Raw genomic sequence first — 26,723 nt, forward strand, 5'->3', positions numbered from 1 at the left:
TGAGCTATTCGGCGTACACGAATTTACCGTCTTTGACCTGGCCCATCACCACTGCACGTGCATCAAAACCCTGATGGTCCTGTGGCGTCACATTTAACACACCAGTGGGTACAATTAAATCCTTAGTCTGCTCTAACTGTTGACGTAAGGCCTCACGGAAAGCTGTGGTACCAGGCTTTAATCCCTCGGCCAAGGTGCGTGCCACAGCGGAATCCGCTAGCACCCACGCGCCCCACGCGTCGCTGGAAAACTGCGTCGCGGTACCCTCACCATAGCTTGCCTCGTATGTTTCAGCAAAGTCTAAGGCCTTTTGCTTTGCTGGATGCTCGTCCGGTAGCGTACGGGCCACCACACTGGGGCCAGTAGGGAATAAGGTACCCTCAACCGCGGCACCACCTACCTGCAAAAATTCAGGTGTGGCAATACCATGTGTTTGATAAATTTGACCCTCATAACCACGCTCTTTTAAGGTTTTTTGCGGCAACACTGTGGGCGTACCAGCACCGGCAATCAAAATCGCATCTGGCTTAGCGCTGAGCAACTTTAACACCTGTCCCATGGTACTGCTATCAGTACGCTGATAAGTTTCTCGAGCAACAATTTCAAGCTTACCATCGGCTGCTGCGGAAAACTCACGCCACCAACTATCGCCATAGGCATCAGCGTAGCCAATATAACCAATGGTTTTAAAGCCGCGCTTTTGCATATCCTCAACCAAGGCTTGGGCCATGAGATTATCATTTTGCGACATTTTGTAGGCCCACTCACGCCCGCCTTCATTCACCGGCTGCACCACGGAACCAGAGCCAACCAAAGAAATCATCGGGGTTTTAGTCTCCACCAGCACATCTAAAATAGCCAAGGCACCAGCGGTAATATTAGGCCCTACCAGTAAGTCAATACCATCTTCAGACGTCAGTTTGCGTACATTGCGCACCGCCTTACTTACGTCCGTCGCATCATCCAACACAATATAACGCGCCGCTTCACCCCCTAGGGTGTCAGGCCATAATTTAATCGCATTATGCGATTGAATACCGATGGCAGCCGCTGGACCCGTGCTGGAGACAGTCACCCCAACGACCACCTCTGCATTGACGGCGCCAGCTAGGCTGAATGCTAAGAGCGTGCTAATGAATTGTTTTTTCATGGTATAAGACAAAATTAAAATAGTTGAATAGATAGAAATTATAAGCCTTTAAAAACAAAAATACCCGGTTAGATGCCCTAAAACAAATAACCGGGTAGCTTCTAAACGCCTCTACTAATCGACGACTTCGACCTTTTTGCGTCGTTTGACTTTGGGCTGCTCAAAATCAAGCAAGACCTTGGCCTCCTCATCAATATCCACGCTGACATAACCGCCATTTGCCAGATGACCAAAAAGCAACTCATCAGCCAAGGCGCGGCGGATCTTATCCTGAATCAGGCGGTGCATTGGACGAGCCCCCATTTGCGGGTCAAAGCCATGCTGCGCCAAATACTCTCGCAATCGATCACTAAACACCACCTCAACCTGCTTTAAGCGTAACTGCTGCTCAAGCTCAATTAAGAACTTATCAACCACCCGCAAAATAATGTCACGGTCTAGCGGCGCAAAGGAAATAATGGCATCTAAACGATTACGGAACTCCGGCGTAAAGGTGCGATTAATCTCCTGCATCTCATCACCCTGCTGCGAGCTCTCGGCAAAACCGATACTGCGTTTACTAAGATGCTGCGCACCGGCGTTAGTCGTCATCACAATCACCACATTACGGAAATCGGCCTTGCGACCATTGGTGTCAGTCAAGGTACCGTGATCCATCACTTGCAATAGGATGTTGTAAATGGCTGGATGGGCTTTTTCTATCTCATCAAGTAGCAGCACGCTGTGTGGATGCTTATTAATCTGCTCGGTTAATAAACCCCCATCATCGTAGCCCACATAGCCCGGAGGCGCACCGATTAAGCGTGATACCGCATGTGCTTCCATATACTCAGACATATCGAAACGTATCAGCTCAATGCCTAAACTCTGAGCGAGTTGCTTAGTCACCTCAGTCTTACCCACACCGGTTGGGCCGCTAAATAGAAATGAACCAATTGGTTTATCCTCTCTACCTAAACCCGAGTGCGCCATCTTCATTGCTGAAACCAGGGCCACAATTGCATCGTCCTGACCAAAAATCGTCGATTTAAGCTCGGACTCCAAGCCCTGCAACTTCGCTCGCTCATCATTAGAAACAGCAGCCACCGGAATTCGTGCCATGCTAGCGATCGTGGCTTCCACCTCGGCCTTACCTAAGAGCTTTTTCTGGCGTGATTTAGGCAATAGACGCTGAGCGGCACCGGCTTCATCCAACACATCAATGGCTTTATCCGGTAAAAAGCGATCATTTAAATAGCGCACGGATAACTCCACCGCCGCTTCAATCGCTGCTTGGCTATAACGAATTTCGTGATAATCCTCAAAGCGTGTTTTTAAGCCCTTGAGAATATCAATGGTTTCCTCAGGTGTAGGCTCAACCACGTCAACTTTTTGGAAGCGGCGTGATAAGGCGTGATCCTTTGCAAAGATACCGCGATACTCCTTGTACGTAGTCGCACCCATACAGCGCAACTTACCTGAAGACAAGGCGGGTTTAAGTAAATTACTGGCATCCATGGTGCTACCAGAGGTCGAACCGGCACCAATCATGGTGTGAATCTCGTCAATAAAGAGTATAGAATTATCAATCGTCTCTAATTGCTTGAGCAAAGACTTAATACGTTGCTCAAAATCACCGCGGTACTTAGTGCCAGCAAGCAAGGAACCCATATCAAGCGAGTAAATTTTGGCGCTTTTTAAAATCTCGGGTACCTTGGCAGCGACAATACGTTGTGCCAAGCCCTCGGCAATGGCAGTTTTACCGACGCCAGCCTCACCCACGAGGAGCGGATTATTCTTGCGACGACGACATAGCACCTGCACCACTCTATCGAGTTCATGCTCACGCCCCAATACCGGATCCAGCTTACCCTGCTCGGCCAGCTCGTTTAAATCAACCGCCCACTGCTGCAAGGGCGTGCTTTGTTCCTCCTCAGCTGCCCCCGCTCCCTCCTGCGCATTGGCCTGTGATGCCGGATCCTTGCTCGCTTTATCCTTGCTTTGTCCGTGCGAGAGGAACTCGATAATATCAATGCGATTAATCTCCTGCTCTTGCAAGAAATAAACCGCATGCGCATCCTTTTCAGAAAACAAAGACACCAAAATATGCGCTCCGGTGACCTGACGTCTGGTTTTATCGGCGGCAGAGCCCTGGACCGCATTGACATGCATCACCGCTCGTTGAATCACCCGCTGAAAGCCAAGCGTAGGCTGCGCATCCGTGCTATCCCCCTCGGGTAGCGTGGGTGTATTATCCTCAATAAAGCTGCGTAATTGCTTTTGCAATAAAGGGATATTGGCGTGGCAAGCGTGCAAAGCCTCAAGCGCCTCATTATTATCCAATAAGGCCAGTAGCAAATGCTCAACTGTCACGAACTCATGACGTTGCGTACGAGCCGAGACAAAGGCTAGGTGAATCGTCACTTCGAGTTCTTGGGAAATCATATATATACCTCTGTAAATTGAGTCGACGTAGGGCTACCTACTGACTATGCTACTCGTTTATTTAAACCGGTTCACAGCTGCAACGCAAGGGATACTCATGCTGCCTAGCATAATCCCTAACCAATTCAACCTTGGTCATGGCAATATCACGGCTAAAGACGCCACACACTGCCTTCCCCTCATGATGTACTTTAAGCATAATGGCTACCGCACGCTCAATATCTAAGGCAAAAAACCGCTGTAACACCTCCACCACAAAATCCGTGGTGGTGTAATCGTCGTTATGCATCAAAACCTGATAAAAAGAAGGTGGCTTAAGCTTGGCTTTTTGCTTTTTAGCTGCGTGATAAATTTCTGTATTGGTCGACATTTTTTAAATTAAAAATCAAATCGGCACCGATAATTAACAAGCGATAAATACTAGAGTAGTCTATTATCTTAATACGATGTTTAAAATGAAGTCTAAACACGAATAATTCAAGTCCTGTGGTTGAACTTAGGATTAATTTACAAAGGAATAGGTCGGCGGTCAATGCGATATATTAAACCCCTCTTCTTTAGTCTTAGTCTAATGCTGGCTAGCGTGCTGATGCCAGCCACAAGCCAAGCTGCCACTACTGAGTCAGCGCCTCAACTACCAACGCAACTGCTACGGCTTGGCAACAGTACCTTAGAAGTGGAGATTGCCGCTACCAATCAAAGCCGTCAACGTGGTTTAATGCATCGCCATGTTATGGCGGAGGAGCGCGGTATGCTCTTTGTGTTTGAGCAAGCAGAGCGCCTCTGCTTTTGGATGCGTAATACCTACATCCCGCTTAGCATTGCTTATCTGGATAAAGATGCCACTATTATTGAGATTTTCGATATGCAAGCGCTTGATGAGCGTAGTGTTTGCTCCACTGCACCGGCACAATTTGCCTTAGAGGTAAATCAGGGCTGGTTTGAGCGTCATCAGATTCAGGTGGGGCAGCGCGTGGAAGGCATTGTGCCTTAGGGGCACTGTATTTTTACGATTTGGAGCATGATATTTATGAAAAAACGATTATTACCGGCAGTTGCCTTAGCTAGCGGCTTATTACTCACGGCGTGTGGCTCATTCGGTACCCAGACTGTGGGCAATGAAACGTATGTACGTACCTTCGATCAAGGCACCGACAAAGTACCTGAAGTCCTAGCCATGTGCTTAAATGACAAGCTCAAAGCCTATCAGCAAAGCGCTTATGTACGTCCTCGCACAACCGATATTTGGAGCGGTGCGGTACCTAGCCCAGACAGCAATCAACCACAAGCCATCATTGAAATTGCCCTCCCCACCCATGGTCAAGGCGCCATTCATGCGCACCTCAAGGTATTTCAGCGTGAGCCTGTGGTGCCTGCAATTAATGATGTCATTCGAGCGTGTTTATAAACATCGACTTGATCCGGATGAGGCCTCGCCCTCATCCGGCGCCTCAGCGCGACATGGCGATGATTTTTTGCCTGCACCGGTAGCTAACCAGCATAAAATCGCCCCCAAGCACACCATGATCGCCCCTTGCCAAAAGGTCCATGAGAGCGGTGTACGTAATAGCACCATCGACAAGGCAGCCGATAACACAGGGATAAAGTAGGAAGCGCCCGCAAGAATAGTGACATTACCGTATAAAATACCCACATTCCATGCAGCATAACCAAAACCCATGGCAATGGCAGCCAATATCAAATAAATCAATGCCTCAGTGCTAAAGTGAATGGTTTGGTTCGCCTCTAGCCCGTATTTAAGCCACAAACTGAGCGCCACCAGCATAAAAAAGAGCGTAATACCATTATGCCCCTGCGCCATTCTTGCCGTCACCACACAATAAGCCGACCAAATCAATGTGCCTAAAAAAGCTAAACCGTAGCTTAAGGGATTCGTCTGAATATTACTCAGCATGCGGTAAAAATCGACGCCATGCTCAGCCCCCAAAACCCAGAAGATGCCTAAGATTGAAATTAAAAAACCGGGGATAATTAAGAGATTGGCTCGCTGACGATTAAATAGGATCGCTGCCACAATGGTAAAGGTGGGCCATAAATAATTCACCATCCCCACCTCAATCGCTTGTATGGCATTTGAGGCATAGCCAATGGACAAAGCCAGGCACAGCTCATAGGCCACAAATAACACGCTTCCCCAAACCAAATAGCGCTTAGGAAAGTCCTTTAGCCGCACAAAACCCACAGAGCACAGCAATAACACCGAAGCAACCGTATAAATCATGGCGGCCCCACCGGTAGCACCCATATACTCACTGACGCTACGAATTAGGCCGACGATTGAGCTCCAGAGAAAAATAGCCACAAGACCGATTAAAGTCGCTTTATTTGTACTCATGATGTTGAATGATTGGCGGCATAAAAAGTCGCGATATAAGAGCCGCAAGATAAGCACAGCAAAAAGCGCCCCAACTGGTAGACAGTTAAGGCGCCTTGCGAAAGACGTAAACTAAGCTAGCAATTAAGCGAAGTTTTCCTCAGCAAATTTCCAGTTAACAAGTGCCCAGAAGTTCTTTAAGTACTCAGGACGAGAGTTACGCGTATCGATGTAGTAAGCGTGCTCCCACACATCACAGGTAAGTAAGGGCTTATCGTCCGTGGTTAAAGGCGTACCGGCATTGCTAGTATTCACAATATCAACTGTACCGTCAGACTTTTTCACTAACCAGGTCCAACCTGAACCAAAGTTACCCGCAGCAGAAGCGTTAAACTTCTCAACGAAGGCATCGTAACTGCCCCACTTAGCATTAATCGCATCTAATAAAGCACCGCTAGGCTGACCACCGCCATTAGGCGATAAGCAGTTCCAGTAGAAGGTGTGATTCCATACCTGAGCTGCGTTATTAAAAATACCACCACTTGAAGACTTAACGATCTCCTCTAGCGATTTACCCTCAAACTCAGTACCAGGTACCTGATTATTTAAGTTAGTCACATAGGTTTGGTGGTGCTTACCGTAATGGTACTCAAGTGTCTCCTTAGAAATGTGGGGCTCTAAAGCGTTCATCTCATAGGGTAATGGAGGTAAAGTAAAGTTACTCATAAATCATTGCTCCTTAAAATTTAATGATTTGACATGTACTGCAGCACGACCGCTGGCAAACTCTAACTGAAGCTCATCATCAACGCGCAATTGATCCGCATCTCGGACTACCTGTCCCTCAGCATCATACACAATGGAAAATCCGCGCTGCAAAACCTGCTTCGGATTCATATTATGCAACAGCTGACGTTGTTGCTCAAATACTTGTTGATGAGTTTTTAATTGCTGCGCAACGGCTCGATGGAGTCGCTCCCGCCACTGGCTTAAGCGATCGCACTCTACTTCTATATTAGGCTTTCTAGATGCTAAACGCAAACATAACCCCTCCAATAGCTTGTGTTTATTTGTAAATAAATTAAGCCATTGACGTTGCAACGCTTGTTGCATTTGTAGGCGTTGTGCATCATATTGCGTCAATAAACGTTGCGGTGCCACTAAACGCTGCTGTAACTCATCATAACGCAAGCTTTTATCTAGCAAAATACGTTCCATATGACGATTTAAACGTGGCTGCAATTCATCAAAACGAGCTTGTCGCTCAGCTAGCAGCTGCAGCATCACCCGACCAATCCGCTGATGATAATCCTTTAAGATCGCTGGTAAGGTATAGGCCGCTTTACTAATAAGCTCAGCCGCCGCCGTGGGCGTTGCCGCACGTAAGTCGGCCACATAGTCCGCAATAGTCACATCCGTCTCATGCCCTACCCCGCTCACAATCGGTATCGTACAAGCGGCTATCATACGCGCAAGGCGCTCATCATTAAAGCACCATAGATCTTCTAAACTACCACCACCCCGCACCAGTAAAATCACATCCACTTCCTGACGTAATTCAGCCTGCGTTAAGGCACGCATCAGCGCATCAACCGCCTCTGCCCCCTGCACCAAACTAGGATAAATCGTCACTTGAAATTGCGGCGCTCGACGCCTTAACGCGGTTAGTACATCGTGTAAGGCTGCGGCCTGCAAAGATGTAATAATGCCCACTCGCCGAGGATAGGCGGGAATGGCGAGTTTACGATCTTCATCAAATAAGCCCTCTTTTTTAAGCTTTTCCAGTATCTGCAGATAGCGCTCAAAGAGCGTGCCTAGACCCGCGCGCCGCATCTCGTCGACCTGAATTTGCAAAGAGCCTCTGGCCGCAAATAAAGACAACTTGCCTTTGAGCTCAACCATATCCCCCTGTTTCGGCTGAAAATCCAAGGCCATCGCACGCCCGCGAAACATCACTGCATTCATAGCACTGAACTCATCTTTTATCGAAAAGTAATAATGCCCTGAAGAGGCTTTGGTGATTTGAGAGATTTCGCCTTCCACCCGGAATAGGGGTAGTTGATACTCCAAGGTTTGACTAATCAGATGACTTAATTCTGTAACAGAAAGTACTTTTTCCAAGTCCATAGCAAATAATTACGCAAAAATCCACTCGTTTATTAAAAAAGACAATTACTTTTCCACAACTGCGAAAATAGTGGTTTAACACAGAAAAAATTGATTCCTTAGCGCTCAATTCTAATTTAATACCTTAATAAATCCCCATAAACTATTGAAAAATAAGGTATATTAATATTTCAAAAATATTGCGCCCTTTTTAAGCAACTGCCCTGAGGATACGTATAACTACGGATACTCGCTAAGTTATTCACAAAGTTATCCACATTTTTTGTGGATTAATGATTTTTACAAAATCAAATCCCAAAAGCGCTCATGAAACTAAGCACTTACACGTACATCCTCAAACTTCACCCCTATTTGGCTTCTACTATCTTACAAGAATTCTTAAAAAATGATGAGATGGAGGATTTTTTTGAAAATTAATTATAGCGATTGCTTGATGCGATTTTATTCGGTAGTATCAACGCTTTTTTCTAAAAATTATTTGAAGTTGTCCACAAGCTAAGAGAATGTCTGTTTTTTATCAAGAAACAGCTAGTTTACAGCAAGCTCCTCAAGCTTCGCTTAATAAAACCATCACAAGCTATTGATTTTAAATGGTAAATTCCATTTTTGAGATTTTGCCCAGTAATTGAACAATCATCGCTAGGCTACGTATAATAACAGACATCTTGTGATTTATTCACAAAGTTATCCACAGCTTTTGTGGGTAAGTTCCCTAGCTAATTGATTGTCCAATGAAAACGCATTCTTACACCAGCAAAAGCCAATCGAACAACACGCTCAGCACGCGCTTGCAGGCGCAGTGGCAAAGTGGTGGTGCATTGAGTACAGCCCTACTTCCCCTGGCAGCGCTCAACGGCGCGCTTCAAAAGCTTAGAAAGCGACTCTATCAAACAGGCTATTTGCGTGTTTATCAGGCGCCCTGCCCCGTGATTGTCGTGGGCAACATCTACGTTGGCGGCACGGGTAAAACGCCAGTCGTGGCAGCCCTGACAGAAGCCCTAAAAAGCAAAGGTCGAGTGCCTGGCATTATCTCCCGCGGGTATGGGGTAAGCATTGGCAAGGATGCTAGGGTCGCCGCTGGCCCTCATGCTAAAGCCGAGCTTATTGGTGATGAACCGGCGCTGCTCGCGCAATATGCGCCCATTGCCGTGCACCCTAAACGCGCTTTGGCAATTGCAGCCCTACTCGCCCACTACCCCCAGACTGATGTGATTATTGCTGACGATGGCTTACAACATCTCGCCTTGCATCGTGACGTAGAAATCCTGCTGCAGGATGAGCGTGGCATTGGCAATGGTCGTCTTTTACCTGCGGGTCCATTAAGAGAATCTGCCGACAAGCTTGCTGAAGTCGATTTTATTATCACCAATCGCAACCACAAACTCGCACCCAGTGCCAGCTCAAGCTCAACGACTAAGCCTTATCAGCTAGCGATGCACTTAAGTCCGACCGACATGATCAATCTGCAAAGCGGTGAATCCATCGCCGTCGCAGCGTGGCAAGCGCAGTTCCAACACCGCCCTATCGCTGCCTTAGCCGGTATTGGTAATCCACAACGTTTTTTTAACAGCTTAAAAGAACTGCAAATCCCTATGCAAAAGCAACTCGCTTTTCCTGACCATCATGCCTTTAGCGCGGCGGATTTTAGTGGAATACAAGAAGAAATTATTCTAATGACGGAAAAGGATGCCATCAAATGTCGCGACTTTGCCGATGCCCGTTTTTGGTTTTTAAAAGTGCGCGCAGAATTTTCAGATAGCAAATTCTTTGATAGGGTTGAGCAACTGATTCAGAATTGACTTATACTTAAGCCTCTATTTGTTGAATCAATTAAAAAAATGCACGAACTAATTACTAAAAAATTGCTTTGCCCTATTGCCAAAGCACCGCTACGCCTAAGCGAGGATCGCAACTACCTAATTTGTGATAAAAATGGCAAGGCCTACCCTATCGAAAATGGGCTGCCTATTTTGCTACCCGAGCGTGCGATTGATAGCGCTACACTGAAATCGAAGTAGTTATAGTTAGACCATAGCGCCATGAGCTTAGCCAAGCAACAGCCCGATTTTATTGCCGTCGTGCCCGCACGTGCCGCCTCAAGTCGTCTACCTGGCAAGATGTTGGTCGATATTGCCGGCACCCCGATGGTGGTCCATACGGTACGCCGTGCTGAAGCCTCAGCGGCCAAAGCCGTCTATGTAGCAACCGATGATGAGGCCATTTTTGAGGTCGTCACTGCCCATGGCTTTCAAGCCTTGATGACCAGTGCAGCGCACCCCTCTGGCACCGATCGGCTGGCCGAGGTAGTACAGCAATTAAAGCTTAGCTCCGACACGATAGTGGTGAATGTACAGGGCGATGAGCCCTTAATTGAACCAAGGCTGATTAATCAAGTAGCGACCACGCTAGCTGCCTCTCCAGCGGCAGCCATTGCCACTGCTGCCTACCCAATCCAACAACTTGAGAAGCTATTTAATCCCAACGTGGTTAAGGTGGTATTAACGCAAACTGCTGAGGCCTTATACTTTTCTCGTGCGCCGATTCCTTGGGCACGCGATAGCTTTAACACGGAACCTAAGCGCTTGCCTGAGCAGATGCAAGCCTATCATCACATCGGTTTATATGCCTATCGTGCCCATTTTCTGAGTGCGTTTCCTAGCTTAAGCCAAGGCCCTTTAGAACAACTTGAGTCCTTGGAGCAATTAAGAGCCCTAGAGCACGGCTATAAAATCCAAGTCATGCTCACCGATTCCGCACCCGCACCGGGCGTGGATAGCGCAGAGGATCTTGAAATCGTTCGTAAATTTTTTTAATATCTTGAGACAGATAGCAACCTTGATGAAGGACTTCAATTAAACTTAGGTTGAAGCATATGCTTTTGATGCAATTATAATTATATAAGTAGAGGAAAAACCATGCGTATTATTTTATTAGGCCCTCCGGGCGCTGGTAAAGGCACACAGGCCAATTTTATTACTCAGGAATTCAACATTCCCCAAATCTCTACCGGCGATATGTTAAGAGCCGCTATCAAGAATCAGACGCCATTAGGCATCGCCGCCAAGGAGGTGATGGATCGAGGCGATTTAGTCTCTGACGATATTATTATCGGTCTGGTCAAGGAGCGCTTACAGCAGGACGACTGTAAAAACGGCTATTTATTTGACGGTTTCCCGCGCACGATCCCTCAAGCAGATGCGCTTAAGGAGTCCGGCATTGATCTAGACTTTGTGGTTGAGATTGATGTCCCTGCCGAGGATATTATTGAGCGCATGAGCGGTCGCCGGATTCACCCTGCAAGCGGTCGTTCTTATCATATTCGTTTTAATCCACCCAAAACTGAGGGTGTGGATGATGTGAGCGGTGAGCCTTTAGTTCAGCGTGATGACGACAAAGAAGAGACCGTTCGCAATCGTTTAGAGGTTTACCAAAAGCAAACCCGCCCTCTGGTCGACTACTATTCTCAGTGGGCTGCTGAGGCCGACCCTAAAGCCCCTAAATACGTGCGTATCAAGGGTGTGGGTCAGGTAGAAGAGATCACCAAGCAAATTATGGACGCCCTAAAAGGCGGCAAGTAATTATTCATTTTTCATAAGAAAGAGATGATAGCGGATTAGGCAAACAGCATTTGTTGCCTTTTACCGCTATTATTTTTTGCAAAACAATGGAGACAACTCATGGATATTAAGGATAAAGTCTTTATCGTCACTGGTGGCGCCTCAGGTCTAGGTGCAGGTACAGTCAAGATGCTAAGCCAACAGGGCGCCAAGGTGCTGATCGCCGATCTGAATGACGCCGCAGGCGAAGCCTTGGCCCAGGAACTCGGCCAGCGCTATCTTCACTGCGATGTTACTCAGGCAGACGATGCGCAGGCCGCCGTTGATGCTGCGCTCGAATTAGGTCCACTCTACGGTTTAATTAATTGCGCAGGCATTGCGCCGGCAGCGCGTGTGGTCGGTCGTAACGGCCCGCATGATCTGGCAACCTTCCAAAAAGTCATTAACATCAATCTTATCGGCAGCTTTAATATGATCCGTTTAGTAGCTGCTAGTATGGTGGATAATGAGCCACTGGACACCGGCGAACGCGGTGTCTTGATTAATACTGCCTCAGTGGCCGCCTATGAAGGACAAATTGGCCAAGCGGCTTATGCTGCCTCTAAAGGTGCGGTGGTAGCCATGACCCTACCCATTGCTCGCGATATGGCACGTCATGGCGTCCGCTGCGTGACCATTGCCCCCGGCATTATGGGCACACCGATGCTTTACGGTATGCCGCAAGAGGTGCAGGATGCACTGGCTGCGGATATCCCCTTTCCATCTCGCCTCGGTCAACCAGAGGACTTTGCCAAATTAGTGCAAGCCATCATTACGAATGAGATGATTAACGGTGAGACCATTCGTCTTGACGGTGCGATACGCTTACAACCTAAATAATGAGTCTTTTCAAATCTGCCGCCACCATTAGTGGCTTAACCTTTTTATCACGCATTACCGGGCTGGCACGCGACATTATTATTGCGCGTGCTTTCGGTGCCAGTGCCTTAACCGATGCTTTCTGGGTCGCTTTTAGAATCCCCAATCTGCTCCGTCGCCTCTTTGCCGAAGGGGCTTTTTCACAGGCCTTTGTACCGATTTTAGGGGCTTATAAGGAGCAGTACAGTGAGGCTGAAGTCAAAGGTTTACTTAATCACGTGAGCTTAATTCTAGGCGCTACGCTTCTCCTGATTAGCATCTTAGGGGCAATTTTTGCGCCGTTGATTGTTACCTTGATGGCAAGCGGTATTGCACGTGATGGTGGCGAGCCTTATGCGGCGGCAATTTGGATGACACGGGTGATGTTCCCTTACATCTTTTGTATGTCCCTGGTGGCCTTGGCTTCTGGGGTACTAAATACTTGGCGCAAATTTGCGATACCGGCCTTTACACCGATTTTATTAAATCTCTCCATGATCGGTGCTGCGCTTTTACTGGTCGAGCACCTTGCCTTACCGATTTATGCCCTCGCCGTAGGGGTGATGATTGGTGGCGTGCTGCAGCTTGGCACACAGTGGCTAGCACTCGCAAGAATCGACATGCTACCACGCCCCGGTTTAAACTTTAAAGCGGCTTGGCAAAATAGCACGGTGCGCCGCATTATCAAGCTGATGGGGCCAGCCACCATCGGCGTTTCGGTAGCGCAGCTTTCCCTCCTGATTAATACCAATATCGCCACCTGGTTACCGGGCGGCAGTGTCAGTTGGCTCTCCTTTGCCGATCGCCTGATGGAATTTCCCACAGCCCTCCTAGGCATTGCCTTAGGCACTGTGCTACTGCCTAATCTGGCGGCTGCCCATGCTAATGAAGACCATCAACGCTACAGTCAATTGATGGACTGGGGCTTACGTTTAATTTGTTTACTTGGTTTACCCTGCATGCTGGGCCTTGCCTTACTGAGTGACGGTTTAGTGGCCGCCTTATTTAACTATGGCGCTTTTAGCAGTACCGATGTGGCTCAAACGCAAAAGGCTGTCATCGCCTACGGCTTTGGTATTTTAGGGATTTTAGCGGTCAAAATCCTAGCCCCTGGCTTTTACGCTAAGCAAGATATTCGCACGCCCGTTAAAATCGCCGTGTTGGTGTTAGTTATGACGCAAGCAATGAATTTAGTGTTAGTGCCTTTGTTACAGCATAGTGGCTTAGCACTTTCTATCGGTTTGGGTGCGACACTTAATGCTTTTTTGCTCTATCGTGGCTTACGTAAACGCAATATTTATCAACCAAGTGGCGCTTGGCTCAGCTTCTTTTTGCGCTTACTACCTGCGCTACTACTCATGGCGCTCTGGCTCGTAGCCTGTGGCCATGTGATTAGTTGGGAGCAAGACAGCAGTCACGGTCTGATTTACTATCTTAGTCAGCAATGGCCGTTAGCCGCTCAAAATAGCTTTGTGCTGTGGCGCTTAGTGATATTAGCCTTAGTATTACTATGCTGCGTAGCGATTTACTTTGCGACCTTATTGCTGAGTGGATTCAGAGTGCGAGATTTTCTGAAGCGATAATCTAAAGCAAAGCAGGAGTTTTTGTGCCCTTATCCCTACAAAAAAGCTAAAAAAGCAATTAATTAGCAGAAATGGCTCCATTTAATTGAAATTATCCTGTGCTATGCTAAAATTTATAGCTTACCGTTAGCACAACAATAATTATCTTTGGCAGTGGTACGTCCTTTTGCCACGCAAGCATTTTATTTACTCACGAAGAGAAGATTTCTAGGAAAGTTTTACTACTATGGCAAATACTAATCAAGCTCGTAAGCGCGCACGCCAAGCTGATGCGCGCAACAAACATAACTCTAGCTTACGCTCTATGATGCGCACTGCTATCAAGCGCGTACGTCAAGCTATCGAAAGCGGCGATCAGGCCAAGGCAAATGAAGCCTTTGTTAAGGCCACTAGCATTATCGACCGTGTTGCTGATAAAAACATCATTCACAAAAACAAAGCAGCTCGTCAGAAAAGCCGCTTATCAGCAGCAATTAAGGCTATCTCTGCCTAAGAGATTCTAAGCCTTCTCTTCTTCCGAATGGCGCATCAGACCGATGCGCCTTTTTCTTTTTCAACCCACATTAAGTTGCTTTAAATCGCCCCCAAAATTTAGTTTAAGCGCCTGCATTTTTCGTAGAAAAAGCTGTGCTCTTTATGTTAAGCTTTACGATTATGACTATTGAGAGATATGTAAATCATGAGCTCAAATCAAAGTAAAAGTACGATTCGCCATTTTCTACAATTAACCGACCTCAGCTTGGACGAGCTTAAATATGTTCTCAAGCGTGCACAAATTATTAAGAATAAGTTTAAGCGCTATGAGCCGCATATGCCACTGTATGACCGTACCTTGGCGATGGTCTTTGAAAAGGCCAGTACCCGCACTCGCGTTTCTTTTGAGGCGGGCATGTACCAGCTAGGCGGTATGGTGATTAATCTAACCTCTTCCGACTCACAACTTGGTCGCTCAGAGCCGATTGAGGATACTGCCAGAGTGGTTTCACGCATGGTCGATTTAGTGATGATTCGTACCTTTGGCCAAGAGCGTTTAGAGCGTTTTGCCCATCACTCACGCGTCCCCGTCATTAATGGCCTGACCAATGAATATCACCCTTGCCAGATTCTGGCCGATGTGCTGACCTACATTGAAAAGCGCGGCGATATTGAGGGTAAGATTGTCACTTGGATTGGTGATGCCAACAACATGGCCTACACCTGGTTACAAGCCGCACATATGCTTAACTTTAAACTGCATATCTCGGCCCCACGCGGTTATCAATTAGACCCTGCACGTATTCAAAATATTCCACAGCAGTATTATCAGGAGTTTGATAATCCACTCGATGCATGTAAGGATGCGGATCTAGTCACCACTGACGTTTGGACCAGTATGGGCTATGAGGAGGAAAATGAGATTCGTCGTCGTGCCTTTGCCGATTGGCAGGTAAACCGTGAAATGATGTCACGCGCCAAACCTGACGCACTCTTTATGCACTGCTTACCGGCCCATCGCGGTGAGGAGGTCACAGCTACCGTGATCGATGGTCCACAAAGCGTGGTGTGGGATGAGGCTGAAAATCGTATGCACGCACAGAAAGCCTTGATGGAGTTTTTATTACTCGGTCGTTTAGATGAGGAGGAAGAGGCTACCCAAGCTTCTTAAATCCCTCAGATAAGCCACTCAAGGCACCATCACTGCTAAGCCTCATTAAGCGATTTAATGAGGCTTTTTACTATTTGGAAACTCAATCGTAAAGCGGGTACCATCAAATTGCGGACGCGTTTCCAAACGTAGCTCAGCGCCATGAGCCCGCGCAATTTCCTGCACTATCGCAAGCCCTAAGCCTGAACCGGAGGCATCGTTATCATTACCCCGATAAAACAATTCAAAGGCCACATGCTCATCACCCGCCTTGATGCCAATGCCGTCATCCTCAAGCACTAAACGTGGCGGCTGAGACATAACGCTGATCGTCACCAACTTGGCATTGCTGGCATACTTTAAAGCATTATCCAGTAAATTACTCAGCAGCTCCTCTAACAACATGGGATCCACTTTGACCATAACCGGCAGACCATCACTAGGCCCCTCAAATTGCAATGCCATGCCCGCTTTACGCATTTTAGGCACCCAACTAGAACCCACGTCTAAGGCCCATTGACTTAAGTCGACCTCAATAAAGCTGTCCTTAATATGCTGACCAGAATCGGCCTTGGCTAGCACTAAGAGCTGCTGACCTAAATGAATTAGACGATCTGAAATTTGATGGATACGCTCGGCACGCTCTCGCACCTCCTCGTCGTAATTCTGACTAAGCATCAGCTCCGACTCCATCCGCAAGGCAGTTAAGGGCGTACGAAATTGATGCGAAGCCTGATAGACAAAACGCCGTTGTGCCTGTAGCACCTCCTGCAGATCCGCCAGCAGTAAATTAGTACGAGTGGCCAATGGCTTTAGCTCATAGGGCAAATCCGCCACCTCAATCGGTGATAAATCATCCTGACTACGCTGCGATAACTGCACCCCCAAATCGTCAATGATGGCTAGGGCTTGTCGCACAAAATAAGTGACTGCTGCTGCACCGATAATGAATAAAAATAACTGACCGCTTAGGACTAATAAGAGCAAATTATTATCATCCATCGTGCGTACAGATATCGCACGCACAAAGGACCAAGTCAAAAACCAATCCAGCACAACCACCACCACTAAACTTTTGGCGAGGGTTTTAATTAAACGACTAAAAAGGCTATCATGTCGATATAAAAACCACAGTCGCTTGGCTTTGTCGGCAAAACTTTTTTTGATGGGTTTAGACATCATCAATCATCACTGGACGTCGAGCAAATAACCAAAACCACGAATTGTATGAATCTCGACATTGACATCTTCTAGACGCTTACGCAAGCGATATACATAAACCTCAATGGCATTATCACTGATTTCACCGTCAGCCGCCGATAAAGACTGCACCATTTGCTGCTTCGTCACCACATGCCCAGCTCTGGCCATCAAACGCTCTAATAGTGCAAATTCACGTGCCGAAAGTGTTAAATGCGCCCCTCTATACAGCACCTCACGATGCTTTAAATCCAGTGTCAACTCACCGACGCTCAACACATCCGTCAGCTGCCCTTCGGCGCGACGACTTAAGGCTCGTAGCCGTGCCGCTAGCTCCTGTAACTCGAATGGCTTGGTGAGGTAATCATCCGCCCCCGCATCTAAACCCTCGACTCGGTCATGCAAGGTATCACGCGCAGTCAAACTCATCACGAACATCTGCATTTTGTCACGACGAATCATGCGCAGCACCTCTAAGCCACTCATATCGGGCAAATTCAAATCCAAGATAACCAATGGATAAGTCGCTTGCCGCATCCGCTCCAATGCCTCACTACCGCGTTGAGCCCAATCCACCTCATAGCCCTCACGAGCAAGAAATTCACTTAGGGAACTACCTAAGAAAACATCATCTTCGACCAGTAATAATCGCATAATCTTTCCTTATTGATTGCTTAGTTGATTATACGCTTATGACAGGAAAAAATTCCGAAGGAGGGCTGAATTTGTTTGGCGCCACCTTATAAGGCGAGTAATTGCATGACTTGACACTTGCCACAAAATAAGCCAAGCAATGCTCAAGGGACAAATCAAATGGACACAAAAAAAGCAGCGCTATGGCTGCAATGACGGGGCACTTGATGGAATAGATGGTGGGTGCTACAGGGGTCGAACCTGTGACCTACGCCTTGTAAGGGCGCCGCTCTACCAACTGAGCTAAGCACCCATCAGTGCTGAACTAAAGATATAATTATAGGTAGGTTTTTTATTTTATGCAAGCCCTTTTTTCTAAAAAATGATTTTCTATGGATTAAATGGCAAAAAAGCAACAATATAGTTAACTATTTACAACGCTATTTACCATAAATTGACATTAAAAAAGCCCGATAAACCTATCGAGCTTTTAGTAAAGTAATTCTTAAAAATTACTTTTTCTTCTTCTTGCTGTTAACCGCATCCTTAAGTGCTTTACCCGGACGGAATTTAGGCACAACGGCCTCAGCGATTTTAATCTCAGCGCCGGTTTGTGGATTACGGCCAGTACGTGCTGCACGAACAGAAGTATCAAATGTACCGAAACCAATTAAAGTAACAGCCTCACCCGCTTGTAAGCTCGCTTTAACTTGATTGATCATGGCATCTAATGCACGGCCTGCAGCTGCTTTAGAAATTTCAGCTTCGTTAGCGATTGCTTCGATTAACTCTGTCTTATTCATTCAGGTAACCCCTTATATCATTAATATTATAAAAAAATAGTAAAAAGATGCGACAGCAATACTAATGCCTACCGCGCCACTAGCTCTATAATCGCTAGAATTCAGAGAGTTGTCAAGAAAAATAACATCTAAACTTCCCTAACAACCGCAGAATATGGTAAATCTGAATCATATCACTCAAAAAACGCTCATCATCGCCATATCCCCACCCTTATAGTAAGCGATTATTGATTGCTCTACTAGCTATAATAATCCAAAGCTTGCGCAAAATCACCAATTAAATCACTTTCATTTTCAATACCCACCGAAACCCTAAGTAAACCGTCGGCAATTCCCATCGCTTTACGTTTTTGAGGCCCCATTTCGTGATAAATCGTTTTGGCCACGGGTAAACTTAATGTACGGGTATCACCCAAATGTGTTGCCAACAACACGATATCTAATCGATTCAGAAAATCAATACAATCAATACCCTCTGCTAATTCAAAAGCTAATAAGGTACCATAGCCTTTATCACCAAATAAGGCCTTAGCGCGTGCATGTTGCGGATGTGAGGCTAAACCTGGATAGCTGACGGACACCACGCCCGGATGTTGCTCTAAGAAATGCGCTAAAGCCAAGGCATTGGCACAGCTTTTTTGCATTCTTAGCTCAAAGGTCTCCGCCCCCACAGCGATACGATGTGCCGCATCAGCACTGAGGGTCGCCCCCATATCACGAAGCCCCTTTTTACGTACCTGTATCAAGCCCCAAGCCCTTGGGTCACCCTTTTTATAGTCATCATAGATATTGTCATACTCGCTCCAATCAAAAAGACCGGTGCTGGTCACAGCCCCACCGAGCGCATTCGCATGGCCACAAATCATTTTCGAGAGCGAATTCACCACTAGACCTGCTTTCACATCCCTGCCCTTAAGCAAATACGGTGTGGTCATGGTGTTGTCTATTAAATACAAGAGCTTATGCTCCTCGCATAAATCACCAATCGCCGCCAAATCAACCAACTGCGTACCGGGGTTAGCGATAGTTTCCATAAACACCATGCGAGTATTAGGACGGATAGCGGCTCTAACCTGCTCCACATCACGGCCGTCCACATGCGTCACCTCAACCCCTAAGCGAGCCAGACTGATTAACAGACTATTGGTATTACCAAAAATGAACTGACTGCTGATCAGATGATCACCAGCCTTTAACAAGGTAAAAAATACCGCGCTTAGTGCGGCCATCCCCGTAGCAAAGGTGCAAGTACCTGCACCGGCTTCCATCTGATTAATCACTTTTTCTAAGCTGGCCGTGGTGGGTGTACCCTGACGCGCATAGGAAAAACCTGGTTGACCTTGGAATACCGCTACCAAATCATTGGCATCGTCATAGGCGTATTGACTGGAGGTATAAATGGCTTTGTGAACAGCACCGTTTTCAATCTGTTGACGACGCTCTGCATGCACGATTTCCGTGCTTAATCCGTATTTTTCCATCACTATCTCGGGATTTAATCGACTGCTAAATCCTAGTATTATTCAATATTTTTTTTATTTAGGGCTAATAAACTTATAACCGCAGTTTATATAGACTATGGCTTGCGCTGACGCACGGTCTCATAAAGACAAACCGCACTGGCAACACTGACATTTAAACTTTCTACCGTGCCCGCCATCGGGATACTCACCAGCTCATCACAAGTTTCTTGAGTTAAACGACGCATACCCTCACCTTCAGCGCCCATCACCCACGCCATAGCACGCCTAGCATCGATTGAGTGCAAATCACCCTCAGCCTGATCGGAGGTGCCGACTAACCACACATCGCGCTCCTTTAAAGCACGCATGGTACGCACTAAATTAGTCACCGTGATGTAGGGTACGGTCTCCGCAGCACCGCAAGCAACCCGTCTCACCGTGGCATTTAAGCCAACGGCACGGTCTTTGGGAGCAATCACCGCATGCACACCGGCCGCATCCGCCGTTCGTAAGCAGGCGCCTAAATTGTGCGGATCGGTGACACCATCTAAAATTAATAACAAGGCCGGCTCATCTAGCACGTCCAGTACTTCATCCACCGTCACCGCTAAGGGACTGGGCGTTGCCAAAGCGACGACGCCCTGATGACGCATCCCCTTGGCTAAGTCATTGAGCGCATCAGCGCTTAGCGGCACTAATTCTGCACCAGCCGACTGCGCCCGATCCACTAATTGTTGCATGCGCTTATCGCGACGCTTTTGATCAAAATACACTTCCTTAATGGATTCTGGATGATGACGTAAGCGGGCTTGTACCGCATGGAAGCCCGCCAAAATATGTGTTTCACTCATGTAGATTAATTGATATCAAAGTTAACGTGATTTTCGGCCGGACTTCTTACTACTTTTACTGCTTTTACTACGAGCAGCGGCGGCTTTTTTCTTAGCCGCTTGGCGTTGTGCCTCACGCCGTTGCTTAGCCGTTGTGCCACGCAATGCTTCGGGTTTAGGCTTGGCGGGTTTTTTATAGCGTCGACTCGGTTCCTCACCGCCTCGTTGAATCTCGCGCTGCACCGCCTCGTAGCTTAGGGGGTTTTTAACCAAGCTAAAATCAATGCGTCTAGCCTCCAAATCAACCCGACTAATTTGCACATGTACTTCATCCGTTAAGCGATAACGCTTACCCGTACGCTCACCCCGTAACTCGTGCATCGCCTCATTATATTGGAAGTACTCAGAACCCAATTCAGAAATATGCACTAAGCCTTCAACATACAAACTATCCAAGGTCACAAATAAACCAAAACTGGTGACACCGGTGACCTTGCCACTAAAGACGCCACCGATATGCTCACGCACATACCAGCACTTTAACCAGGCCTGCACATCATAGGAAGCCTCATCTGCACGACGCTCATGCGCCGACAGCACCACCCCTAAACGATCCCACACACTGAACTCATACTCTTTGAGCGGTTCACCCTTAGCGCGCACAACGCCGTCTGCCTTGGGAGTGTATTTGCGACGATTTAAGGTCGCCTTAATCACCCGATGATTCAACAAATCCGGATAGCGTCGGATCGGCGAAGTAAAATGCGCATAATCGCTATAAGCTAAGCCAAAATGACCAGAGTTTTCTGGGGTATAAATCGCCTGCGACATGGAGCGCATAATCATGGTTTGGATCACTTCATAATCCTCACGCTCCTTGGCTTTAGCCAAGAGGGCTGAAAAATCCAAGCTACTTGGCTCATCACCACCGCCCAAATGCAATCCCAAAGCACGCAGATACTCACGTAATTGACCTAGTTTTTCAGGTGTTGAGCTCTCATGCACGCGATAAAGACCCAAGCGCTTATGACGCGTCAGAAAATCAGCAGCGCAGGTGTTGGCCGCCAACATAAACTCCTCAATCATCCGGTGCGCATGATTGCGATGTAAGGGCACAATCTGCTCAATCTTACCCATCTCATTGCAGATAATTTGCGTCTCCACCGTATCAAAATCCATGGCGCCACGATTCACTCGTTGCTGCGCAAACAGCTGATATAACTCATACAGCTGTAGCACCTGTTCTTTGATCTCGGCAAACTCCCTAGCCGTCGGTCCATCTGGCTGCTGAATCATATTCCAGACCTGGGTATAGGTGGTACGAGCGTGTGAGCAAATCACCGCCGGATAAAACTGATACCCCTGCACCGTGCCCGCATGCGCACCGCTGGCATGCACGATCATGTCACACACTAAGACCAAACGATCCTCATGCGGATTTAAAGAGCAGATGCCGTTAGACAAACTTTCGGGGAGCATTGGTATCACTCGGCGCGGAAAATACACACTAGTACCCCGCTCCAAGGCATCCTCATCAATAGGATGATCTGGTTTAACATAATGCGACACGTCGGCAATGGCGACTAATAAACGCCATGCCTGCTTGCTGCCACGACCGCTAGGAATCTCCGTTAGCTCACCATACACAGCATCGTCAAAATCACGTGCATCCTCACCGTCAATGGTAAAAAATGGCACCTCACGCAAGTCTACCCGCCCCTGCAGATCGGCCGCCATCACCCGCGTCGGTAGTTTAGCTGCTTCGGCTAAAGTCGCTTCACTAAATTGATGCGGCACATCAAATTTACGCACCGCAATCTCAATCTCCATACCGGGGTCATCTATCTCTCCGAGTATCTCAGTGATTTTGCCCTGCGGTGGCAAGTGGCGACTCGGTTGACGGATAATTTCACAACTCACGACCTGACCATGCACCGCACCGCCTAAATCACCGGGCGCAATATACACATCATGCTTAATGCGACGATCCTCGGGCACCACCACATAACCACCGTCCTCGTGCAGCAATCGTCCCACTAAGGCAGTGGTGCCACGCTCCAACACCTCAACAATACTGCCCTCTAACTTACCCTTATAGTTGCCCGTGGGATTAACACGCACCCGATCACCGTGCAATACCTTGCGCATTTCAATGGGTGGTAAAAAAATATCCGGCAACTCTGGGTTGTCCGGTATAAAAAAGCCGAAACCGTCACGGTGACCTTGAATCCTACCTTCTAAAATGGCCGGATTGGATTTGACCATATGCCAAACACCGGCACGGGTGATTAACTGACCGTCACGTGCCATTGCCGTCAAGCGACGCTTCAGACCAATCAACGTGGCTTCGCGCTCGACCCTAAAGTGCGCTGTCAAATCATCTAAGGCAAGGCCATCAGTATGCGCTCTAAAATACGCCAGAATATCCTCACGGCTTGGTACATCCGGATCATAGGCAGAGGCCTGATCGCCCGGTATCAGTAATAAAGGGATTTCGGCGTCTAAATCTGCTTTGCGATTACTCACAATCATCCTTGTGCTAATTTAAAGATACTATCTATCATAAGGGAAAAGCGACCGCAGTAGCGTGCTAAGCCATTGTAAAACTGAGAAAATCAGAATTTATCCCATAAATAGCGTAGCACCATCAAAAAGCAGACGCTCACAATAATGGGGCGAATGATTTTGGCGCCATGACTAATCATCACCTTGGAGCCTAAGGTTGCTCCAATCACTTGACCTATCATCATCGCAATGCCGACCGACCACACCACCTTACCGCCAACAATAAACACCACCGCCGAAGCAATATTACTGGCAAAGTTAAAGGCCTTAGCGCGAGCAGTGGCCTGAATAATTTTTTCACCGCGCAGGGCGACATTTGCCAAGGAGAAAAACGAGCCAGTGCCAGGACCGAATAAACCATCATAAAAGCCGATGATAGGCACCACCGACAGATTAAATGGCCTTTCTGCCATGCGTGGTTTACGCTCAACTGCACCCGCCCCTTTGGCTAATAAAAAATACAATCCAATCAATACCAGCACGATAGGAATCACAATATCCAGCACCGCCACATTCAGCTGTTGCACCAATAAGGTACCCAATGCGGAGCCGATTAAGGACATCATAAAAGGGAATCGAATCGTCTCAAACTGGATTAAGCGACTGCGCAGCATATTGCCAGTGGCCACCATGGTCCCGAAAGCACTTTGAATTTTATTCGTCGCTAAGGCATGAATTGGTGGCAAGCCGCTTAACAATAATACCGGCACGGTAATTAAGCCACCCCCACCGGCCAAAGTATCCACAAAACCAGCAAGCATTGCTAATGCAAACAACAGCAATAGCACTTCCCACGACAAGACAAAATCCATTGCGATGACTCACGAAAAAAGGAGCTAATAAAAGCTCCTATTGTAATGCTTGGCAACTCAGCAAGCGGGGATTTTTTAGGCAAAACAAAGAAATCTAAACGACCTAAGTTGAGTCTCAAAACCGCCGTTAACAGCCTTGAACCTCAATTTGCGCAAGCAGCTCCTGAATTTCACGTAAAAAGTCGGCATTACCCGGCGCAAACTGCAATTTATTTTGTAGCTCATACAGTTTAAGACGCAATTTCTCGCATTGCTCCTTCTTCTCATCCCTCAAAATAATCACATATTGTGGTAGCTCCGGAATATACTTTAAGCTAAATTCTTGACCCACCGCCGGGTAGCGTACCGAATTGCGGAAAGGATAGAAATTAAAATCATCACTATCAAAAAAGGTCTCAATCAATTGACCATCCACCGTTTTATAAATAATATGACTTCTAAAAACGCGTTGCTCATTATGGATACGACTAAGCCCAGCACTTGAAACCACCTTGCCCTGCGCCACCTCACCATAATAATTGGTTAAAAAGCCCACAATCATTGGTCGCAAAAAAAATGCTGACACTACACACAGCACAAGCAACAAAAAGCCAACAACTACGGTCATGGCGTGGCGCTTAGGAGGCGGTGCTAGCCGATTCACAATAACTAATGCCAGCACAATAACTATAAATAAAGGCCAGACTTTATAAAGCGCCCAAATAATCGCTATGGATAGAATTTTCATGATGACTTAAGGTCCTAAAATACGCTACTGCTACTTGTTATGAATTGCTTGGGGCATCACCGGGCTTCTTGCTCCCTACTCTTGATTGAACTCATTGGCTTGCAAAATAATAAACACAGACAGTCTATATGGCAAATACTTAATATCGATCACACTCCCTTCAACGGGTAAACGATAGACTTCTCGAATTGGATAATAGCGATAAGACGAGGACAAATAACTACTCTCAACCACTTGCTGATCGGCGGTGGTATAACTCAATGTGAGCCTGTCAGTGGGTTGATAATTGACCTCAACATCTGCCACTTCACGCTTAATCACCGTTGCTTTAGTCGCTTGGCCCAAGCGACTAACCGCACGTACCACCGTGTTTTCTACCAATAAAAGGGAGCATAATACGCAGACAAAACAAAGGCATAGGGGTATGATCCACCAAAAAACAGAGCAAATATCACTTAACTCTGGCCTCAACAAGCGCCCACGATTTTTATTCAGGATGGGCAAGGTGGAATATAAGGCGACACGTATGACATGCCATAATAAATAGCTAATAAGAACCAGGATCGGCACTGGCCATACTTTATCAATAGCCCAGATCAACGATTGTAAAATAGATTGGAACATGTTGCGATTGTATGATCACCGAATCGGTAGCGTATTTAGAATAACAAAATAACGCGGTATCTTAGGCAGGTACCTCACCTTAAATTCTTCACCTGGCCTAGGATAAACGGCAGGACCATCTTTAGGGTAGAGGTTAAACTCATCAGTTCTAAAAGAGCTCCTTTGCAATTCGCCATCCGCCCTCACAAACACCACGTTCATTTGCAGGACTCGCTCGTAATTACGCAATGTCCTTGTTTGCTCTTGAGAGATCACTTTAGCGCTTGCCTCTATGCCCGTGTAATAAATCAAAGGATTACTAATATATGAGCCTAGCAAATAAACTACGCTTGGCAACACGACTACCCATGACTGAAAAAATGCTCGCAGTCTTTTCAGCCTCTTTTGTTCAGCTGGCGGCTGCTGGATCGATGGTTGAAAACGCATCGTCGCCCAAAAACCCACAAGCAAGCCAATAATAACAAATGGCCAAATCTGTTTAATTAAAAAAACAATGAGCGATGCTACAAAAGACAAATCACGCTCCTATGCTAGGGACAATGTAAAAGCTGTTTTATCTAGAGGATGGTTACCACACTACCTCATTCTTCACAAAAATTATCGCCATACAGTAGCCTTTCTAAATAATCACGCTTTAACCACAGATAATCTCGTTTTTCCGATAAGGCTTTAAAGCGTTGCTCAGCCTCATCCAAATCCTTGGCGCGACGAATTTTACGCAGCCTAGCGTCTGTCTCTTCTTCCGATAAACTCCCAAATAAACTCTGCTGCAGGTGCTGAACCTCCTGATCTACAAGCTTTCTTTCTTGCAGTATCTTAGCTAGTTCGTCCTTTATTTGAGGGCAATAGCGCTTTTTATCACCTTCGCTAAACTTAGCAATAAACACAAATTCACTGGGCTTTATAGGCATGTATTTCGCCACAAAAAATGACTCCTTACCCGTCGGTATGCCGTAACCCTCAAAGACCGGATACACGCGCCAACGCATATCCCAATAACGAATTTGCTGGGTCTCACCATCCAAAGCCTCAAGTCTTGCACTAACAGAGGAGTAATTCTTATACGTTGCTGAGAAAAACATCGTCTTCTCTGAAGCGGTGACGTAGCCAATACCCAACTTCCCAAAATGATGAATCACTGGCGCCGACAATACCCCGCTGAGAAAAAAAGACAACACAATGATAAGACCTAAGAAAGAAAACACACTGAGTGCCAAAAGGGATGGACTGCCCGATCTTTTATAAAAAATAAAATAAGCCAATGGCATCGCAATGATAGCGAGTAGCCACCATCGGTTGAATAGATAAATCAATGCAGTAACAACACAATCCATTTGAACCTACCCCATTCTTAACACAGCCCGAAAGT

Annotated in this window: 27 protein-coding genes and 1 tRNA gene; 10 read left to right on the forward strand and 18 right to left on the reverse strand. The window is 46.9% G+C overall.

Annotated elements, in window-relative coordinates:
- Positions 1-4: 4 nt before the first annotated feature.
- The 3 genes from HMPREF3179_RS01715 to clpS all read right to left on the reverse strand — a co-directional run bounded on the left by HMPREF3179_RS01715 (position 5) and on the right by clpS (position 3,944).
- Positions 5-1,150 (reverse strand): ABC transporter substrate-binding protein, encoded by a 1,146-nt coding sequence (locus HMPREF3179_RS01715; RefSeq protein WP_070469452.1) that lies wholly within the window; start codon positions 1,148-1,150, stop codon positions 5-7.
- A gap of 114 nt (positions 1,151-1,264) precedes the next feature.
- Complete coding sequence (gene clpA, locus HMPREF3179_RS01720) at positions 1,265-3,574, reverse strand: ATP-dependent Clp protease ATP-binding subunit ClpA (RefSeq protein WP_070469437.1); 2,310 nt, start codon at positions 3,572-3,574, stop codon at positions 1,265-1,267.
- Between the two features lie 61 nt (positions 3,575-3,635).
- On the reverse strand, positions 3,636-3,944 hold the full coding sequence (gene clpS, locus HMPREF3179_RS01725; protein WP_018026961.1) for an ATP-dependent Clp protease adapter ClpS: 309 nt from the start codon (positions 3,942-3,944) through the stop codon (positions 3,636-3,638).
- A 162-nt stretch (positions 3,945-4,106) separates the two neighbouring features.
- Here clpS and HMPREF3179_RS01730 point away from each other — a divergent pair, with 162 nt between their 5' ends.
- Both HMPREF3179_RS01730 and HMPREF3179_RS01735 read left to right on the forward strand, forming a co-directional pair.
- Positions 4,107-4,568 (forward strand): DUF192 domain-containing protein, encoded by a 462-nt coding sequence (locus HMPREF3179_RS01730; RefSeq protein ID WP_070469438.1) that lies wholly within the window; start codon positions 4,107-4,109, stop codon positions 4,566-4,568.
- Between the two features lie 36 nt (positions 4,569-4,604).
- Positions 4,605-4,982 carry a hypothetical protein gene (locus HMPREF3179_RS01735; RefSeq protein WP_018026959.1) on the forward strand — a complete coding sequence of 126 codons (378 nt, stop codon included), beginning with the start codon at positions 4,605-4,607 and terminating at the stop codon, positions 4,980-4,982.
- Here HMPREF3179_RS01735 and yddG read toward each other — a convergent pair.
- The 3 genes from yddG to xseA all read right to left on the reverse strand — a co-directional run bounded on the left by yddG (position 4,977) and on the right by xseA (position 8,036).
- A complete protein-coding gene (gene yddG, locus HMPREF3179_RS01740; protein WP_141743415.1) occupies positions 4,977-5,933 on the reverse strand; it encodes an aromatic amino acid DMT transporter YddG in 957 nt (318 codons plus the stop codon). The two genes, HMPREF3179_RS01735 and yddG, sit on opposite strands and share 6 nt — an antisense overlap.
- 120 nt (positions 5,934-6,053) lie before the next feature.
- Positions 6,054-6,635 (reverse strand): superoxide dismutase [Fe], encoded by a 582-nt coding sequence (sodB, locus tag HMPREF3179_RS01745; protein ID WP_018026957.1) that lies wholly within the window; start codon positions 6,633-6,635, stop codon positions 6,054-6,056.
- Between the two features lie 3 nt (positions 6,636-6,638).
- Positions 6,639-8,036, reverse strand: a complete 1,398-nt coding sequence (gene xseA, locus HMPREF3179_RS01750; RefSeq protein WP_070469440.1) for an exodeoxyribonuclease VII large subunit — start codon at positions 8,034-8,036, stop codon at positions 6,639-6,641.
- A gap of 731 nt (positions 8,037-8,767) precedes the next feature.
- On the opposite strand from xseA, the gene lpxK reads away from it, so the two are divergent.
- The 8 genes from lpxK to argF all read left to right on the forward strand — a co-directional run bounded on the left by lpxK (position 8,768) and on the right by argF (position 15,718).
- Complete coding sequence (gene lpxK, locus HMPREF3179_RS01755; RefSeq protein ID WP_070469441.1) at positions 8,768-9,835, forward strand: tetraacyldisaccharide 4'-kinase; 1,068 nt, start codon at positions 8,768-8,770, stop codon at positions 9,833-9,835.
- A gap of 39 nt (positions 9,836-9,874) precedes the next feature.
- Positions 9,875-10,054, forward strand: a complete 180-nt coding sequence (locus HMPREF3179_RS01760; RefSeq protein WP_018026954.1) for a Trm112 family protein — start codon at positions 9,875-9,877, stop codon at positions 10,052-10,054.
- Between the two features lie 21 nt (positions 10,055-10,075).
- Entirely contained in the window at positions 10,076-10,849 is a 774-nt protein-coding gene (kdsB, locus tag HMPREF3179_RS01765; RefSeq protein ID WP_070469442.1) for a 3-deoxy-manno-octulosonate cytidylyltransferase, read from the forward strand.
- 102 nt (positions 10,850-10,951) lie between these two features.
- Positions 10,952-11,614 (forward strand): adenylate kinase, encoded by a 663-nt coding sequence (gene adk, locus HMPREF3179_RS01770; protein ID WP_018026952.1) that lies wholly within the window; start codon positions 10,952-10,954, stop codon positions 11,612-11,614.
- 99 nt (positions 11,615-11,713) lie between these two features.
- Entirely contained in the window at positions 11,714-12,472 is a 759-nt protein-coding gene (locus HMPREF3179_RS01775; protein WP_070469443.1) for a 3-hydroxyacyl-CoA dehydrogenase, read from the forward strand.
- Positions 12,472-14,073, forward strand: a complete 1,602-nt coding sequence (gene murJ / locus HMPREF3179_RS01780; protein ID WP_070469444.1) for a murein biosynthesis integral membrane protein MurJ — start codon at positions 12,472-12,474, stop codon at positions 14,071-14,073. Before HMPREF3179_RS01775 ends, murJ begins: the two co-directional genes overlap by 1 nt.
- A gap of 226 nt (positions 14,074-14,299) precedes the next feature.
- On the forward strand, positions 14,300-14,566 hold the full coding sequence (rpsT, locus tag HMPREF3179_RS01785) for a 30S ribosomal protein S20 (RefSeq protein WP_018026949.1): 267 nt from the start codon (positions 14,300-14,302) through the stop codon (positions 14,564-14,566).
- 186 nt (positions 14,567-14,752) lie between these two features.
- A complete protein-coding gene (gene argF, locus HMPREF3179_RS01790; protein WP_070469445.1) occupies positions 14,753-15,718 on the forward strand; it encodes an ornithine carbamoyltransferase in 966 nt (321 codons plus the stop codon).
- A gap of 54 nt (positions 15,719-15,772) precedes the next feature.
- Here the strand turns inward: argF and HMPREF3179_RS01795 are convergent, their stop codons facing one another.
- The 12 genes from HMPREF3179_RS01795 to HMPREF3179_RS01850 form a co-directional block, all read right to left on the reverse strand.
- Positions 15,773-16,879 carry a sensor histidine kinase gene (locus HMPREF3179_RS01795; protein WP_083290669.1) on the reverse strand — a complete coding sequence of 369 codons (1,107 nt, stop codon included), beginning with the start codon at positions 16,877-16,879 and terminating at the stop codon, positions 15,773-15,775.
- A 6-nt stretch (positions 16,880-16,885) separates the two neighbouring features.
- A complete protein-coding gene (locus HMPREF3179_RS01800) occupies positions 16,886-17,551 on the reverse strand; it encodes a response regulator (protein ID WP_070469446.1) in 666 nt (221 codons plus the stop codon).
- A 216-nt stretch (positions 17,552-17,767) separates the two neighbouring features.
- Positions 17,768-17,843: transfer RNA gene (locus tag HMPREF3179_RS01805), tRNA-Val, on the reverse strand.
- Between the two features lie 199 nt (positions 17,844-18,042).
- Positions 18,043-18,333, reverse strand: coding sequence for an HU family DNA-binding protein (locus HMPREF3179_RS01810; protein WP_018026945.1), 291 nt, complete (start codon positions 18,331-18,333; stop codon positions 18,043-18,045).
- A 239-nt stretch (positions 18,334-18,572) separates the two neighbouring features.
- Positions 18,573-19,814, reverse strand: coding sequence for a cystathionine gamma-synthase family protein (locus HMPREF3179_RS01815; protein ID WP_070469447.1), 1,242 nt, complete (start codon positions 19,812-19,814; stop codon positions 18,573-18,575).
- A gap of 95 nt (positions 19,815-19,909) precedes the next feature.
- Positions 19,910-20,647: a 23S rRNA (guanosine(2251)-2'-O)-methyltransferase RlmB gene (rlmB, locus tag HMPREF3179_RS01820; protein WP_018026943.1), complete on the reverse strand. Its 738-nt coding sequence runs from the start codon at positions 20,645-20,647 to the stop codon at positions 19,910-19,912.
- Positions 20,648-20,668: 21 nt separating this feature from the next.
- Positions 20,669-23,158, reverse strand: a complete 2,490-nt coding sequence (gene rnr, locus HMPREF3179_RS01825) for a ribonuclease R (protein WP_102705381.1) — start codon at positions 23,156-23,158, stop codon at positions 20,669-20,671.
- 83 nt (positions 23,159-23,241) lie between these two features.
- Positions 23,242-24,003, reverse strand: a complete 762-nt coding sequence (locus tag HMPREF3179_RS01830) for a TSUP family transporter (RefSeq protein WP_070469449.1) — start codon at positions 24,001-24,003, stop codon at positions 23,242-23,244.
- A gap of 127 nt (positions 24,004-24,130) precedes the next feature.
- Positions 24,131-24,730: a hypothetical protein gene (locus tag HMPREF3179_RS01835; RefSeq protein WP_048767066.1), complete on the reverse strand. Its 600-nt coding sequence runs from the start codon at positions 24,728-24,730 to the stop codon at positions 24,131-24,133.
- Positions 24,731-24,805: 75 nt separating this feature from the next.
- Positions 24,806-25,354, reverse strand: a complete 549-nt coding sequence (locus tag HMPREF3179_RS01840) for a hypothetical protein (RefSeq protein WP_018026939.1) — start codon at positions 25,352-25,354, stop codon at positions 24,806-24,808.
- 15 nt (positions 25,355-25,369) lie between these two features.
- Positions 25,370-25,870, reverse strand: a complete 501-nt coding sequence (locus tag HMPREF3179_RS01845) for a hypothetical protein (RefSeq protein ID WP_018026938.1) — start codon at positions 25,868-25,870, stop codon at positions 25,370-25,372.
- Between the two features lie 65 nt (positions 25,871-25,935).
- Positions 25,936-26,688: a hypothetical protein gene (locus HMPREF3179_RS01850; protein ID WP_018026937.1), complete on the reverse strand. Its 753-nt coding sequence runs from the start codon at positions 26,686-26,688 to the stop codon at positions 25,936-25,938.
- Positions 26,689-26,723 lie beyond the last annotated feature (35 nt).

It is taken from the genome of Oligella sp. HMSC09E12, from assembly GCF_001808505.1.
Lineage (GTDB): Bacteria > Pseudomonadota > Gammaproteobacteria > Burkholderiales > Burkholderiaceae_B > Oligella > Oligella urethralis.